At 50.6% G+C, this 14,592-nt stretch carries 12 protein-coding genes; 5 read left to right on the forward strand and 7 right to left on the reverse strand.

Going from position 1 to position 14,592, the window contains the following annotated elements; genetic code table 11:
• The 3 genes from AC286M_RS36500 to recD2 form a co-directional block, all read right to left on the reverse strand.
• Complete coding sequence (locus AC286M_RS36500) at positions 1 to 822, reverse strand: ParA family protein (protein WP_488202724.1); 822 nt, start codon at positions 820 to 822, stop codon at positions 1 to 3.
• 150 nt (positions 823 to 972) lie between these two features.
• Positions 973 to 2,055: a PDDEXK nuclease domain-containing protein gene (locus tag AC286M_RS36505; protein ID WP_488202723.1), complete on the reverse strand. Its 1,083-nt coding sequence runs from the start codon at positions 2,053 to 2,055 to the stop codon at positions 973 to 975.
• 1,135 nt (positions 2,056 to 3,190) lie between these two features.
• On the reverse strand, positions 3,191 to 5,437 hold the full coding sequence (gene recD2, locus AC286M_RS36510) for an SF1B family DNA helicase RecD2 (RefSeq protein WP_488202722.1): 2,247 nt from the start codon (positions 5,435 to 5,437) through the stop codon (positions 3,191 to 3,193).
• Positions 5,438 to 5,825: 388 nt separating this feature from the next.
• On the opposite strand from recD2, the gene AC286M_RS36515 reads away from it, so the two are divergent.
• The gene (locus AC286M_RS36515; RefSeq protein WP_488202720.1) at positions 5,826 to 6,383 is read left to right on the forward strand and encodes a hypothetical protein; all 558 of its coding nucleotides are present in this window, start codon (positions 5,826 to 5,828) and stop codon (positions 6,381 to 6,383) included.
• A 19-nt stretch (positions 6,384 to 6,402) separates the two neighbouring features.
• Here the strand turns inward: AC286M_RS36515 and AC286M_RS36520 are convergent, their stop codons facing one another.
• The 3 genes from AC286M_RS36520 to AC286M_RS36530 form a co-directional block, all read right to left on the reverse strand.
• Positions 6,403 to 6,615, reverse strand: a complete 213-nt coding sequence (locus tag AC286M_RS36520; protein WP_488202719.1) for a hypothetical protein — start codon at positions 6,613 to 6,615, stop codon at positions 6,403 to 6,405.
• Between the two features lie 287 nt (positions 6,616 to 6,902).
• On the reverse strand, positions 6,903 to 7,079 hold the full coding sequence (locus tag AC286M_RS36525; protein WP_488202718.1) for a DUF4278 domain-containing protein: 177 nt from the start codon (positions 7,077 to 7,079) through the stop codon (positions 6,903 to 6,905).
• Positions 7,080 to 7,305: 226 nt separating this feature from the next.
• On the reverse strand, positions 7,306 to 8,523 hold the full coding sequence (locus AC286M_RS36530) for an IS256 family transposase (protein ID WP_488203579.1): 1,218 nt from the start codon (positions 8,521 to 8,523) through the stop codon (positions 7,306 to 7,308).
• Between the two features lie 272 nt (positions 8,524 to 8,795).
• Between AC286M_RS36530 and AC286M_RS36535 the strand changes: the two genes are divergently transcribed.
• The 4 genes from AC286M_RS36535 to AC286M_RS36550 all read left to right on the forward strand — a co-directional run bounded on the left by AC286M_RS36535 (position 8,796) and on the right by AC286M_RS36550 (position 12,707).
• Positions 8,796 to 9,020: a hypothetical protein gene (locus AC286M_RS36535; RefSeq protein WP_488203578.1), complete on the forward strand. Its 225-nt coding sequence runs from the start codon at positions 8,796 to 8,798 to the stop codon at positions 9,018 to 9,020.
• Positions 9,021 to 9,969: 949 nt separating this feature from the next.
• Positions 9,970 to 10,182, forward strand: coding sequence for a DUF4278 domain-containing protein (locus tag AC286M_RS36540; protein ID WP_488203577.1), 213 nt, complete (start codon positions 9,970 to 9,972; stop codon positions 10,180 to 10,182).
• A gap of 315 nt (positions 10,183 to 10,497) precedes the next feature.
• Positions 10,498 to 11,178 (forward strand): SH3 domain-containing protein, encoded by a 681-nt coding sequence (locus AC286M_RS36545; RefSeq protein WP_488203576.1) that lies wholly within the window; start codon positions 10,498 to 10,500, stop codon positions 11,176 to 11,178.
• A gap of 146 nt (positions 11,179 to 11,324) precedes the next feature.
• Positions 11,325 to 12,707, forward strand: a complete 1,383-nt coding sequence (locus tag AC286M_RS36550) for a calcium-binding protein (RefSeq protein WP_488203575.1) — start codon at positions 11,325 to 11,327, stop codon at positions 12,705 to 12,707.
• A 450-nt stretch (positions 12,708 to 13,157) separates the two neighbouring features.
• Here the strand turns inward: AC286M_RS36550 and rppB are convergent, their stop codons facing one another.
• The gene (rppB, locus tag AC286M_RS36555; protein ID WP_488209096.1) at positions 13,158 to 14,582 is read right to left on the reverse strand and encodes a two-component system sensor histidine kinase RppB; all 1,425 of its coding nucleotides are present in this window, start codon (positions 14,580 to 14,582) and stop codon (positions 13,158 to 13,160) included.
• Positions 14,583 to 14,592 lie beyond the last annotated feature (10 nt).

Below are 14,592 nucleotides of genomic sequence, written 5' to 3' on the forward strand. Positions count from 1 at the left end.
CTACCGCACAGCCATAAGGGCTTGGGCAATTTCTTTGAAGTTCTGATTTGCTTTATGGCTGGGTCGATGGGCCCGCAGGGGCAGCCCAGCAGCCGCGGCATTGCTTACTTCAGCAGAATCCTTGATGTAGTTAAAGCAATGCACTCCAATCTGGCTTAACAAAGCCGGTAAGGTAGGAAAGCCATCCTCAGCAGGCTTCTCAGTCAGACCTAAATTATCTCGATGTAACGCTCGATCCTGGACTCGATTCGGAACAACACCCAGAATTCTTGGAGCCGGACGAAGCCTAAGTTTATCGGACTTTTCCATCACCCAAGCTAGCAATGTTGCCGCGCTCATCATGTCTTTGGAGTCGGGTTGAATGGGAATGACAACGAAGTTGGCAGCCGTAAGTGCCATTTTATGGGCTAGATCGATCGTTCCAGGGCAGTCAAAGATCAGATAATCATGGGGAAGGGGATAATCTTCCAACCGATCCTTTAAGATTTCCGTTTTTCGATCAGCCGTCGAAAGCCGTTCAATCAGCTCACTCAAGGACTCATCTCCCAGCAGAACTTGCATCCTATCTTTTTGCCAGCAGTTATAGAGGGGCCAATTTCCGTTAAAGTCATCTTCGAGAATGCAGTCAATTTTTTCATCTGGGCCTGGATTCTCGCCCCCCAAACCAACAAATGCCTTCAGTGATGCGTTGGGGTCAAGTCCAAATAGGCAGACCGAGAAACCTGCCAACAAAAGTTCGTAGCCAACATTGACCGCAAGAGTGGTTTTACCTGACCCTCCAGCGTTACTCATCAAAGCGACTCGGATCTGATTTTTATTCATATTTTTGTCGTCGAGACTCGCTTATTATTCCGGAATAATAGGTACGCTCATCCAAATAGATGTCCCAATAGTACGGCAAAATATCAGAGTTGGAACAGCATCTTAGTGTCCTTATCAACCATACGGGTAAACGGATTGGACTAAACAGGCTCAATCAATGGTCTCAGTCGTATTAGTAGAAATCTGAGCTTCAATTTCTTGAATGGCTGTCTCCAATTCCACTTCCAACTGTTCTGCTGAAGGAAGCCGATCTCGCAATGTGGGTGGTAGTTCTTCCCGTAGTTTGTAGGTCGAAACACCAATGGGATTTTGAACCGTTTCCAGCGCAAACTCTACCACCGTGCGTTTTTTTGAGCGACAGAGAACAATTCCAATCGTGGAATCATCACGTTCGTCTCGCAGTAATCGGTTCACTGCAGTGACATAGAAGTTCATCTTGCCAGCATATTCGGGTTTAAATTCTGTCATCTTCAGGTCAATTACGACATAGCAGTGCAGCTTCAGATGATAGAGCAACAAGTCAATGAAATACTCGTCACCCTCCACATCAAGACGATACTGACTGCCGACAAATGCAAACCCAACACCCAGCTCTAGCAAGAAATCACGTATCCGCTCAACTAAAGCACGCTCCAAGTCCCGTTCTTGAGCAGCTGCATCCAAAGTTAAGAACGAAAAATTGTAGGGGTCTCTTAGGATCTGGCGGCTGAGGTCGGAGCGCTCAGGTGGCAAAGTTCGCTCAAAATTGGTAATGGCTTCGCCTTGGCGCTCATACAGTCCCGTCTCGATCTGCATCTCCAAAATATTGCGGCTCCAGCCATTTTGGAGCGTTTGCTGAACATACCACAATCGCGCCTGCGGGTCTTTGACCTGATCGAGCAGACGAACATTGTGCCCCCAGGGAATTTGTGCAACAAGCTGTTGCATAATTTGTTCGTCCGGATACGCTTCAGCAAATGCCCGCATATATTTCAGGTTGCGAGGGGAGAATCCTTTCATATCGGGAAACTCTCGCTTCAGATCCTTGGCCAGACGGTCAATGACTTTGCTCCCCCAACTCTGTTGTTGCTGTCGTTGGAGGATATCCTGACCAATGTGCCAGTAAAGTAACACAAGCTCGCGATTGACAGCCAGCGCGGCTTTAATCTGCGCCTGACGGATGCGCGTCTTCAGGTCACTCAAAAAGGCAGCGTAGTTTTCTTCTTCAGGAAACAGAGAGGGAGAGGTTGGCATACAGCAACAGTGTTGTTCGTCAGTCTAATTAGATGATGGAGTTAGGAGCAATTACGTTTGCGCAAGTGTGTGCTCCATGTGATTCAGTAGTGTGCTCTCACTCCCAGCAAGACACTAAACTCATCACCAGCACAAGAGTCCCACCCTACAACTTACGCATCGAGGCCAAGTTTACTACAACGCATCCGAATCTTGTCCATCATTATCGCTAGCAAAAACTTCCTAGCACCTATCACGGTGTTCCCACTACAACAAAGCACTATTAGTTCCAAATTCAGCCGCTGAAGACTCCCAACTGGCGCACCATGCGATTTTGCGGCAAACGATATATTGCTCAGCCATCTTCCCTGTTCAGCATGGCTTAATCTCCAACCTTATGAGAACCTGAAAGCCGCGGTGAGGTAGCGGAGTATCTACAGCGCTTTCAGCAGGTTCCCAACTGCTTGCCGTCTTCGATCCTCGTTGATGTATGGATCAAGACGAATGATGAATTTGGATATGCATAACAGAACCCGATTATTGGCAGTAGTTAATGCTAGTTGATAATTACACTAAAAATTACACTACGTTTTCAAGCAACAGATTTCAGTGCCATTAACCCAGATATATCAACCATGCTGATTCCACGTGGTGGGCACTTTTTATTGTTGAGTGCTACAAAGAGCCAGGTTCGTGTTTGCGTACTTATTCGTGTTACTTTAATAAGTTGCTATAAAGAGAACACGAATAAGTACGCAACAGTTGGGCATCCCCCCCCTCTTAGAATGGCCCACCTCTGCGATCGCATTACCTGCTCAAGGTAAGATGAACCATCTGCCTGCATCCGGGATCGTAAACTTTGGTATCCACTCTGCGGAATCCCCAGCATCAACGGGGTAGTCTATTAGCAAGGAGCTAAAAAACTCCTTGTTCAAGGAACAATTCAATTGCTTAATTAAAGGAGGTCAGTATCGATTTCCGATTGAATCTGTTTCACATCCAACTAACGGCATCCAACTCGGTTATTGATATTTCCTAAACTTTTAACGGTAGAGGGCTTTTCTGCGCATTTGCAGCACTCTAGCTAGTCTCAACTCATGCAGGAAATCACTCAGCGCTGCCAGTCTGGATGCCGTTGTTGTCATTTTTTAGGACATCACAGATTATCACAACTGATACTCGGAAATGTAGCTTTGATGCGCCAGTCTAGCAGCGTATATCGCTGGCGATCGCGCACCTGTCCGACTGAAATCGCAACCGCTTTCTTGGGGCCCACAATGATGGCTAATTGCTTGGCGCGGGTGAGTCCGGTATAGAGCAAGTTACGGGTCAGCATCAGGTAGTGCTGCGTAAACAGCGGCAGAATTACTACTGGATATTCGCTGCCTTGCGATTTATGAATGGTGACTGCCCAGGCTAAGGTCAGTTCATTTAAATCGGCTGCGTCATAGGTGACCCACCGCTGGTCATACTGCACCGTGACCGCCTGCTCCTCGGCATCAATCTCGACAACGGTGCCTAAGTCGCCATTGAAGACATCTCGCTCATAGTCATTCACCTGCTGCAACACCCGATCGCCCACCCGCAGGATTTGACTGCCGCGATTCAGCTCAGCGGTTTGGGGATGAGCCGGATTCAACCAGGTTTGCAGCACTTGATTCAGATTGCGGGTACCCATCGTTCCCCGGCGGGAGGGACAGAGGACTTGCACATCGCGGACGGGATTGAAGCCTAATGTCGGAATCAGCTCCTGGATTAGATCTTTCATGCCTTGGATGCCGGGTTCGGGTTCCGGTGCTCCGAGCCACAGGCAGTCGCTACGGGGTCGGGGAGACACTGATTCGAGCTGAGGAAAGTCGCCGTGGTTAATTCGGTGGGCATTGACGACAATCTGACTGGCCTGAGCCTGCCGAAATACCTGCGTCAGTCGCACCACGGGAATGCAGCCGGAGTCGATCAGATCGCGCAGCACATTACCGGGGCCAACGCTGGGCAGCTGGTCGATATCGCCTACCAGCAGTAAGTGAGCCTGGGCTGGAATGGCTTTGAGCAAGGCATTGGCCAAAAATAGATCCAGCATGGAGGCTTCATCAATTACGACGGCATCGGTTTCGAGCGGATTGGCTTCATGTCGCTGAAAGCTCAGGTGGCTGGGGTCAAATTCCAAGAGGCGGTGAATGGTTTTAGCCTCTTTGCCGGTCATCTCACTCAGGCGCTGGGCGGCTCGTCCGGTGGGAGCCGCCAGCAGTAGACGTTTTCCCATTGCTTTCCAGAGGGCGACGATGGTGCGGGTGGTGAAGGTTTTGCCGCAGCCGGGGCCGCCGGTCAAAATCAGCACCCGTTGGCTAGCGGCCATCTCCACAGCCTGCTGTTGTTCCAGGGAGAGGGGCAGACCCGTGGTGTCAATGACGCGCTGAATCCAGCGCTGGACGCGGGCTACATCGACTGCTACGGGGTGCGAGAGGAGCAGCTGCATCTGCTGGGCCAGGTGTTGCTCGGCGGCGTAGAAGGCGGGTTTGTAGCAGCAGGCTTGCTCGTCATGATGATGCAGGATCAGCTCTTGCTCGCTGGCCATCTGCTCAATCAGCGGGTCTAAGACTTCGGGATGGGGCTGATGATCCTCAATCGTGAGCCGCTTCATGGCTGTCTGCACCAGTTCAGCTTTGGGCAGATAGCAGTGGCCTTGGTCAGCGGCTTCACTCAGGACATGGACTAGTCCCGCTCGGTAGCGGAATTCGGAGTTGGGGGCAATGCCCAGGTTACGGGCAATTGCATCGGCGGTGACAAAGCCAATGCCGTAGACATCGGTGGCGAGGCGATAGGGGTTATGAGTGACGACAGCGATGGCATCGTTGCCATAGGTTTTGTAGATTTTGACGGCATAGGTGGTGGAGACACCGTGACCTTGCAGGAACAGCATCACCTCTTTGATGGCCTGCTGTTCGATCCAGGCGGCTTGAATCAGCTCAATCCGTTTGCGCGCAATGCCGGGCACTTCAATCAGTCGCTGGATATCCTGTTCAATTACATCCAGCGTTTCTAGGCCAAAGTGATTGACGATGCGGCGAGCGGTGACGGGGCCAACGCCTTTGATTAAGCCGCTGCCCAGGTACTTTTCAATGCCCGTGAGGGTAGCGGGTTTGGTTTCCTGGTAGTGTTTGACTTGGAATTGGCTGCCGTATTTGGGATGCTCGCGCCAGAAGCCGAACAGCTTGAGGGTTTGGCCGGGTTCGATATGGGCGAAGGTGCCGACAATGGTAATCAGCTCGGGTTCGCTGGTGACGTTGAGGCGAGCGACGGTATAGCCGGTGTCATCAGCATGGAAGGTGAGGCGTTCGACAACGCCATGCAGATGAATCAGGGCGGGCAGATCGGCAGCAGTCATTGGGAGCAGGAGAGTCATAAGGGGGGGCTTGCTCAATCATAGCGGGGTAGCTGAAGGAGAGAACGGATAGGTCGAGAGTGCGATCTCATTTTCCATTTCGCCAATTTGTTCGTGTCACTTTAACCAAGTAAAACAAAAGCAACACGAATGAACGGAACAACGATGAATCATCATCTGGACGATCATTTGAGCAGATCGGTAAGGTGCGATCTCACCTTACCAACTAAAAAGCCCAAGCACGAAGACCAGGCTGAGGTGAACTTGGTCATGGGGTGGAGTTGCAATCGCACGATTAATGAAAAGCACCCTTAGAGGTAATGCGACGGTTAATAGATGGTGTCTACACTCGACCTACTTAATCTTCAAAACAAGATTGCGAGCAGGACGATGGAGTTTATCAGTGTCTATGAAGCGAATTACTTTACTTATATGTTGTGCAATTTTGCCGCTGACGAATTTACCTAGACAAGCACAAGCCAGTACAGAAATGTTCTACCCGGCTTCTATGTGTACTCCGCTAACGGCAGAAGATTTTGATACTGACAGTCGTCCCAATGGTCTCTATTTAAGTAGTCCTCAGTCAGGCTGGCAGAATGATGCACAAACAGAACATAGAAAGTTGAGGTGTCCAATCCCGTATGAATTTAACCCTAACGATGCCTCTTCCATTTCTGTCAGAGTACATCTGCGCGTTCTGACAGGTGACCGATTCTTTATACAGTTGACTGGCTATGATTCCGCGCTAGGAGTTACGGAACGGGTAAATCTAGAGACCAATGCAACCAATGCATTAAGAGTAGATCGCAACGGATTTCAAGTTTATGAGCTCACGCTAGATAGGGACGATGTGCCCAATATACGCTTTTTAGAATTGGATGTAATAGTTCCCGACAAATCTGGAGAGGGACGCCATCAACGGGTAAACAGTGTTTTAGGTTATCGAGTGTTCCGTGGTTCACCCTAAAGAAACGGACACGATAAGTCTATCCCCAAACTTTCTCACTGCGAGCTTGCTCAACACGCGCTATTCCCCTTTCGGTATCTTCAACAGCGACAAATGGCTCTTGGATAGAACATTGAACCCATTGAGTTTCCTGCTGTATACCAACTCCGCTGCGATTATTAAAAAGCTTGATTGCATAAAGCGTTTGTTCATAACCATCAATTTGCCTTTGGTTTATTGTTTCCTGTTCCAACAGGTTCAGCTCCCAGCAACTCCCGATGCGACACCCTCTGGATAATGCCCTGCCTGTGTTATGAAACTGAAGAAGGGTAGTGATTGAGACTGTCGAGCGATTGGGAGGCTCTACATTTATATCTGGATGGCAATTTGAGCCAGTAGCTTTTCAGGTTGAACTAAGCCAGTGAAGGCTCACGGAATACAAGTTGCGATCGCAACTCCCCAGCGACTAAATAAAAAGCCTGATCTTTGAGATCAGGCTAACAGGAGGAGAGTATTGTCGGAGGGAGCAGGAGAGAAGGATTAGCGCTGATAGTCTACGCCACGATAGCGAAGCCGTGCCGTTTCACGCCGTTGAGCAGATTTCTGAGTGAATCGATAGGCCACACCGCGATACAGGCCAGAGCGTTCAACGGTTTCTAGGTTGCCGATTTCAATTTGGGGCATGGTGTAAGACTGGCCGAGGTAGGAGAGAGTCATTGGCTTGATTCCTGAAATGTAAGGGGGCTTTGTCTATAAAAGGGATTCAGGCCCACTCTTGAGCATTTCAGGCTCAGTTGGGTGATGTGCCGCACCCATCGAGGTGAGCTTGGTCATTTAGCAGGAGTGCAAGACCGAAAGGATTTATGACGTTGAGGGTATGAAGCGTAAAACTGCAACGGTTCAGGTTCGGGTATGTCAAATAGATTGTGTCAAAGGTAAAAACTCAAGTTGGAAAGCGATCGCTGAATTCAATCGCGAAGCGGTTGAGAGCGGGTTTCCAGTCGCGAATGGGCATCGTCCACTTTTGGGCAATATTTTGAATTGCCAAGTAGATAACTTTTAAGGCAGATTCATCGGTTGGAAAAGCTCGGTGGTTTTTAATCACCTTTCTAAGAGTCATATTCATCGATTCAATCGCATTGGTGGTATAGATGGCTTTACGAATCTCCGGTGGAAAAGCAAAGAAGGGAATAATCCGCTGCCAATGATTGAGCCAAGACCTGCTAATGGTCGGATATTGCTTGTCCCACTTCTGGGCAAACTCCACTAAGTGCTGCTCTGCTTCCGTCTCAGTGCTGGCCGTGTAAATCAGCTTGAGGTCTGCTGCAACCGCCTTGCGGTCTTTGTAGGACACATAGCGGAGTGAATTTCGCACCATATGGACAATGCACAACTGCACCTGGGTTTGAGGAAAGACCGCTTCAATGGCATCCGGAAAGCCAGTGAGCCCATCACAGCAGGCGATAAAGATGTCTTTGAGCCCTCTATTTTGCAGCTCTGTTAGCACTTGAAGCCAAAATTTGGCAGACTCGTTCTGGGTCATCCATATCCCCAAGAGTTCTTTGGTGCCAGACAAGTTAACCCCAAGCGCCAGGTGAATCGCTTTGCCCGTCACCCGCCCGTCTTGTCGGACTTTGACCACGATGGCATCAAAATAGACGATAGGATAAACCGGGTCGAGCGCGCGATTTTGCCAAATTTTACGCTCCGTTTCAACCGCATCCGTGACGTTCGAAATCAGCCCGGCTGAGACCTCAACGCCATACAGCTCTTGCAGTTGAGCCTGAATGTCACGGGTACTCATGCCCCTGGCATAGAGGGACAAGATCTTGTCATCAAAGCCCTCGAAGCGGGTCTGCCCCTTCTTGACGATGATGGGTTCAAACTCACTGTTGCGGTCACGGGGAACATTGATTTGAGCCTCTCCAAACTCCCCTTTGATGGTCTTCTTGCTGTGGCCGTTGCGGCGGTTACGAGTTGGCTTGACGTCGCTTTCAGGCTCCGCCTGTTGCTCGTCCAGATGGGTTTTCATTTCCGCATTCAAGCAGCGTTCCACCAAAGCCGCCGTGAGCTGCTTAAGAATCCCTCCATCCCCCAGCAGGTCTTCGGGATTCTGATAGCCTTTAAGCAATTCATCCAGGAGTTCAGGTCGAAAAGTCATAGTACGAGTCTCTTAGGTTCAATAGTTCATTAGATCTCATCTCTGACCTTTGACACAATCTAATTTACAATCCCTCAGGTTCAGCCCCGGCAAGAGCTGGGGCTTTCTTGCCCTTAGCTCTCGCACGGTCACGTCAATTGCCCACTCCCATCTCAGGCATACAACCCAGCACTATTGGCCTCGATAACCACATTCATAACGATGCTTATGCTCCATTAGCAGGCATCTCTGGATACGGTTAAACCAGTTGAAAGTTAAACAAAGGAGAGCATATGAGTTGTGGTGGTTTTGGCGGATGCGGCTTTGCAACGGGTGCTAGCCGCGGCAGTACTGTAGATAGCAAGCCCTGGAGCCAAATGACGGCTGGAGAGCGAGTCTTCTCGATGTTGATGGCACTGCTGTTCTTCACTTTATTGATCGGGGGCCTGGCTGCTGTTGCAAATGCAGAAACCGCTCCTCATCAGGCGTTGAGCAACCCTGTACAGGTAACTGAATAGCCTTTTCGAGCTTGGGTCTACGCTGTTTCTGCTCCTATGACACGCGATAGCACCCTTTCCCCGGCCAAGCGCCGGGGATTTTCTGTTTCATGCCGAACAAAGGTGGTATGCTGCGATCGCAGATCAGCGATCAGCGTTAGCACAACAGAGCAAGATGCGATTCGTGGGCAAGTATAATGCCGTTCCTGCACTACGATTTGCATCTATCACCCATTAGAAATAGCTCCAATAGAAAACACCTTGGCTATGAAGATCAAGCCAAGGCGTTTTCTAGTATTTATTCACTGAAAAGGTAAATCTCGCGGGGCGCTCAAATTCCTATCCCCGCCGCAAGCGGACGGGGCATTACGGAATTTGCCCTTCGGGACGCACTCCCGCGCTACCACTAACGTGGCAAGCCACGGGGAATTAGACCCACAGAGATTAAACGTAAATCATTGCTCACAGCACTCAGTTTCTTCAGTCAAGGGACTTCCTCACATGATTGATACTGTGTAGAGATGCCTCGATACCGTCGTTTTTGCTTGTTGCGTCTCTGGGTATCTATCGCAGAGCTCTCTTATCGATTAGTCGAGGACTGATCAACAACGATGTAGAGTGCTGCTGTTTTTGGCGGATCAGATTCAGTCGTTAAATCGATAGCAAACCTCCTATTTAACGTGAACTGAATTGTTCAAACCGAGGGAAGAAGTATTCACCTCTTGTTATTAGCATACTCCTATCGTCATCAAATGCTGATACCTGATACCAAAGTTCATCTTTTCGCCCGATTGAGTCGCAGCGGCTGACGGGTTCATCCAATCTGAGTTTTGGCTGAAAATGGCACTCAGGTTTCTCATCAACCCCTTAAGTGAATTTCAGAACACGCTCAGAGGAGGTTCAGGTCAGTCTTGGACGATAGGCATCAACGGACAGTTACCCCTTTGATTTCATTTCAGGAGCCCCCACTATGCAACTCACCTATCGTGGCCACGCTTACTCATCTGCTGCTGCAACTCTCCCCACCATCGTTGCGGAACAAACCGTTGGGATGACCTATCGCGGCATATCCACGACCACCACGCAATATCGATTCAAAGACACTACGCTTGAAAGCCCCAACTCGCAAACCATGCGGTTTATGGGCAAGCGTTATGTAGCTTTGGCTCTACACGAGGCTTAATCCCGGCACTTTTAGGTCAAATTTGTTGTTTACATGGTGAAATCAGCACCCATCCTCGCATGGGTGTTTTTTCTTGCTTAGTTAGCCCGTTGCGATCGCACATTGGTTTCTGATCTACGGGCTTGAGATGACCTCAGAACGGTTGCGATCGCAGCTTGATTCCCGTACCGACTGAGTTGCACCTTTTCCTTCGAACGCTCGTAACTTTTTCAAGGTAGTTCACGTCAACAGGGTTATCGGTCAGTACGTAAACAGCGGCCATCGCTGTGAAGTCTCCCATACTGGCCTCGCATCTCATAGACGGAAACCGATGTGATGATGCCATCCATCGGTGCCGAGGCCGCATTACGTCTCTTTTTGAAGAACGAGTTTATGAACATTCGAGTTGTCTTTAGCTCTGCCATTACAGCGTTCGCTGCCGCTACACTTCCAGTTGTCGCCCAGGCCGATACGGTTGATGCCCGTTGCGATCTCTATCCTCTCGGTTCAGCGCAGGTCTCTGAAGTAACGGCCTGTACCTTCTCTCAGCGACAGGGGATCGTCGGCATTCAGCTCTCCAATGGTCGTCGCTACGACCTCATGCCCGTCGGCAACCAACCCGGAAACTACGTTGACCAAAATGGCAATGCCGCCTATCGTCAGGCTGGCTTGGCCGAGCGCGGCTTAATCTTTCAGACGGCGAGTGAGCGGATTTACGTGTACTGGGACACGGCTGGCATTCCAGGCCCTGATCATGCCCCCATTGCTAATCGCCCATCCGGCAGCAGCGGCATGGTTACACTCCGAGCCAGTGATCCCAATGCCCGCATCAATCTACGCCGTCAGGCCACGATTCATTCAGCCGCTGTGGGATATGGCATTCCAGGTGATCAAGTTCAGTTGCTCCAGTGTCTCCAGGATACGGATCAGCCCGATAGTGAGTTGAGCTGGTGTCAGGTGCGCTTTCCTCGCTCACAAGCGGTCGGCTGGATTCGCAGTGATTTTATCCTCTTTTGAGCTTGGCCAAATCCGTTGACGGGGTGCATTGCGATTTGTCCTGATCCGTCTCCTTGTGCAAACGAGGTGTCAGGGGAAGATGTCAAGTCACTCATCAGGACCATCTGAAATTCACGTTGAAATTTTGATCCACTCTAGAGAAACCTATGGCGACGTTCTACGGGACTCCGAATCATGATGAATTGAAGTATCCTTTCAAAGGCACAACAGGGAACGACATCTATTACGCTGGCAGTGGCAATGACAGTATCGATGGTGGCCCTGGCAATGACACGATGTATGGCGGGCCAGGCGATGACACCTACTTTGTGGACTCCAGCGGCGACCAGACAATTGAATACTGGAATGAGGGCACCGATACGGTGATCAGCTCGATCAACTTTAGCCTCAGAAATCACATTGAAAATCTCACGCTAACGGGCAGTGCTTATAGCGGGCTCGGGAACAGTCTCAACAACACCCTTCGAGGCAATCATCTTGCCAATGCCCTCTATGGGTATGACGGCAGTGACTACCTCTATGGCTTTGACGGCAACGATACGCTCGATGGTGGCAATCACAGCGACTATCTCTATGGTGGTGGGGGGAATGATAGCCTCAACGGGGGCAATGGCGATGATTTCTTATTCGGTGGTGAGGGCGATGATTACCTCTTTGGGGGCGAGGGATATGGTAATGATTACCTGATTGGAGATGCCGGGAATGACACCCTCAATGGGGGCAATGGCGACGACATCTTGTATGGTCTCGTCGGCAATGATTACCTCTATGGTGGTATCGGCAACGATACGATGTACGGCGGAGCCGGCAACGATACGTACTATGTCGACTCGACAGCTGACTTCATTAGCGAACGCTTGAATCAGGGAACAGACATCGTCATCAGCTCTGTTAATTTTTCTCTTCCAGATCAGGTCGAGAATCTCACGTTAACAGGTACTGCAAGGAGCGGTGTTGGCAATAGCCTCAACAATACTATTTACGGGAATTCCTCTGCCAATTCTCTCTATGGCAACGACGGCAATGATTACCTCAATGGTTATGGTGGTGATGATTGGCTCTCGGGAGGCAATGGCGATGATACGGTTGTCGGTGGCGCTGATCAGGACACCCTTTGGGGCAACTCTGGTAATGACACTTTAATCGGTGATGCCGGAGATGACAGTCTTTTAGGAGGGGATGGAAGCGATAACCTCATCGGCGGTGCGGGTAACGATGAACTGGTGGGTGGGGTAGGCTCTGACACGCTGTTAGGCGGTTGGGGTGCCGATATATTTGCCCTCAGCTATGACCTTGACGGAGTCGATACCGTTCGAGACTTTAACTCAGCCCAAGGGGACAAGATTCATATTCCCGCTTTCCTCTTGGGTCAGGGAGCCACCCGACAGGACGGGTTCCGCTATAACAGCACAACCGGCGACTTGTTCTACGATCCAGATGGGGATGGCTCAGTTGCCGCCATTCAGTTTGCCGTACTGGCCAACAAACCCGCTTCATTCAATACCAATACAGACATTGTTCTGGTTTGACATGGGAAGCAACCGCCAGTGACTCAACGTTGACACGCAGAACAATCGGCATAAATTGCATTATGCCGACTGTTCTGCGTGTATGCCTTTGTATAGCGCTGAGTTAAACTCAGCGGCTATACAAAGGCGGTGGTGGCGATGTGCAATGGAAATTGAATTGCGATCGCAAATCTATCCCTCTTTTGTCACTTCCGTAATAAAAAATATGAGATGTCCAAATTCCGTCGCTGACATAATGGATTCATCAGCCATACAGGACGAGCAAATGCAGGGTTCGCCTTTTCTTCAGGCAAAGTGATAAAAGAGGGATAGAAACCACATGAATTTGATGATGCTCTGGGTTAGATGCTGGGCTTTTTTATTATTCGTGTCGTTTCTGGCATGGTGATGTCTAGGTGACGAAAATACCCTTTCATCAGGTACAACTGGGACTGATTTTCGCTGATAAAGCTACATTACTGGTGATTGTGTATAAGGTAAGTGAATTATGAAGATGCTGCCCTGACCGACGGTGCTCTGGACGGTGATGTGGCCTTGGTGTCGGTGTGAGATCGCTTGGGCAATGGCCAGTCCTAATCCGGTGCCGCCTGTTTTGCGAGAGCGATCGCTATCGACACGGTAAAAGCGGTCAAAGATGCGGGGCTGTTCGGCTGGGGGAATGCCAATCCCCGTATCTTTAATCGTGATGGTCGCCGTGCGCGGTCGGTGAGGTTTGGGATAGGTTGTGAAGCCCTCATGCGCCGCTAACGTGATTTGAACTGAGCCGCCTGCTGGGGTGTAGTGGATGGCATTGGCAATTAAGTTCGAGACGAGGCGATAGAGCTGCGATTCATGACCAAGAACGTACAGTTCGGTGTTTGGAATCTGGCTAGTCAGATGGATGTCTGAAATGGTTGCTAGCTCCAGCAGTTCCTCAGTCAGGTCGGCAATTAAATCATTGAGGCAGCAGGGTTGAGCGGACTTGAGCGACGGATCTTGCTCCAGGCTGGTCAGGAAGAGCAGATCGGTGACTAGCTGGCTCAAGCGGCGACCCTGGCGCTCGACGGTGTGCAGCATGGGCGGGATGTCCTGCTGGAGGTGAGTGGGCAATCGGAGGATGGCTTCGACGGTTGCCAGCAGACTGGCCAGCGGAGAGCGCAGTTCATGAGCGGCATTGGCGGTGAACTGCTGCTGCTGCTGATAGGACTGATAGATGGGCTGCATGGCAATGCCGGAGAGCCACCAGCCGGAAGCGGCAACAAGCGCTAAGGCCAGCGGCAAGCCCAGTGACAAGATCCACTGCAACCGCCGGGTTTCGGCATCCAGGGGAGCGAGGGTGCGCCCAATTTGCAGATACCCCCAGGAGGGATGACTGTGGCCATCGCTGGCTGGAGGATGAGTATCGGCGCTGTGCAGAATGGTGGTGAACTGGTGATAGCGGGTGCCCTCCGTAGACTGAAAAGTTTGCCACTCGGCGGGATTGAGCGTATTCGCTAGCGGCAATGGCTGATCGGGGGAAAAGGCCAGCAGATTGCCGTGATGGTCAAAGAGGCGGATGTAATAGATGGTGCGATCGCTAATTCCGGTGGTGTGACGTTGAATCAGAGTTGGCGTTGGATCGCAGGGCTGATCGGCTACGCAGAGGTCGGGAAACACCTGTTGCAGGACAGCGGTTGGATCGCCGGATGCAGGCAGCATGGGTTCTAGGCTATCGTGCAGGGTTCCGGCAATGGATTCCACTTCTCGCTCTAGGGCGACCCAGTTGGCTTGCACAAAGGCGCGATACATGGCGAACCCAGACAGGCTGAGGATTCCGCCCATTGCCAGCGTAAACCAGCAGGCCAATCGAATTCGGCTGCGGTGAAATAGTTTCTGGCTGCTGAGCGGGTTGATCATGGTGGTTGAT

The sequence above is a fragment of the Thainema salinarum CENA647 genome, assembly GCF_057732415.1.

Coding starts and splice junctions, on each gene's coding strand:
- AC286M_RS36500 (WP_488202724.1), bottom strand. CDS start 822: ATGAATAAAAATCAGATCCGAGTCGCTTTGATGAGTAACGCTGGAGGG.
- AC286M_RS36505 (WP_488202723.1), bottom strand. CDS start 2,055: ATGCCAACCTCTCCCTCTCTGTTTCCTGAAGAAGAAAACTACGCTGCC.
- recD2 (WP_488202722.1), bottom strand. CDS start 5,437: ATGACTCTCCTGCTCCCAATGACTGCTGCCGATCTGCCCGCCCTGATT.
- AC286M_RS36515 (WP_488202720.1), top strand. CDS start 5,826: ATGAAGCGAATTACTTTACTTATATGTTGTGCAATTTTGCCGCTGACG.
- AC286M_RS36525 (WP_488202718.1), bottom strand. CDS start 7,079: ATGACTCTCTCCTACCTCGGCCAGTCTTACACCATGCCCCAAATTGAA.
- AC286M_RS36530 (WP_488203579.1), bottom strand. CDS start 8,523: ATGACTTTTCGACCTGAACTCCTGGATGAATTGCTTAAAGGCTATCAG.
- AC286M_RS36535 (WP_488203578.1), top strand. CDS start 8,796: ATGAGTTGTGGTGGTTTTGGCGGATGCGGCTTTGCAACGGGTGCTAGC.
- AC286M_RS36540 (WP_488203577.1), top strand. CDS start 9,970: ATGCAACTCACCTATCGTGGCCACGCTTACTCATCTGCTGCTGCAACT.
- AC286M_RS36545 (WP_488203576.1), top strand. CDS start 10,498: ATGATGCCATCCATCGGTGCCGAGGCCGCATTACGTCTCTTTTTGAAG.
- AC286M_RS36550 (WP_488203575.1), top strand. CDS start 11,325: ATGGCGACGTTCTACGGGACTCCGAATCATGATGAATTGAAGTATCCT.
- rppB (WP_488209096.1), bottom strand. CDS start 14,582: ATGATCAACCCGCTCAGCAGCCAGAAACTATTTCACCGCAGCCGAATT.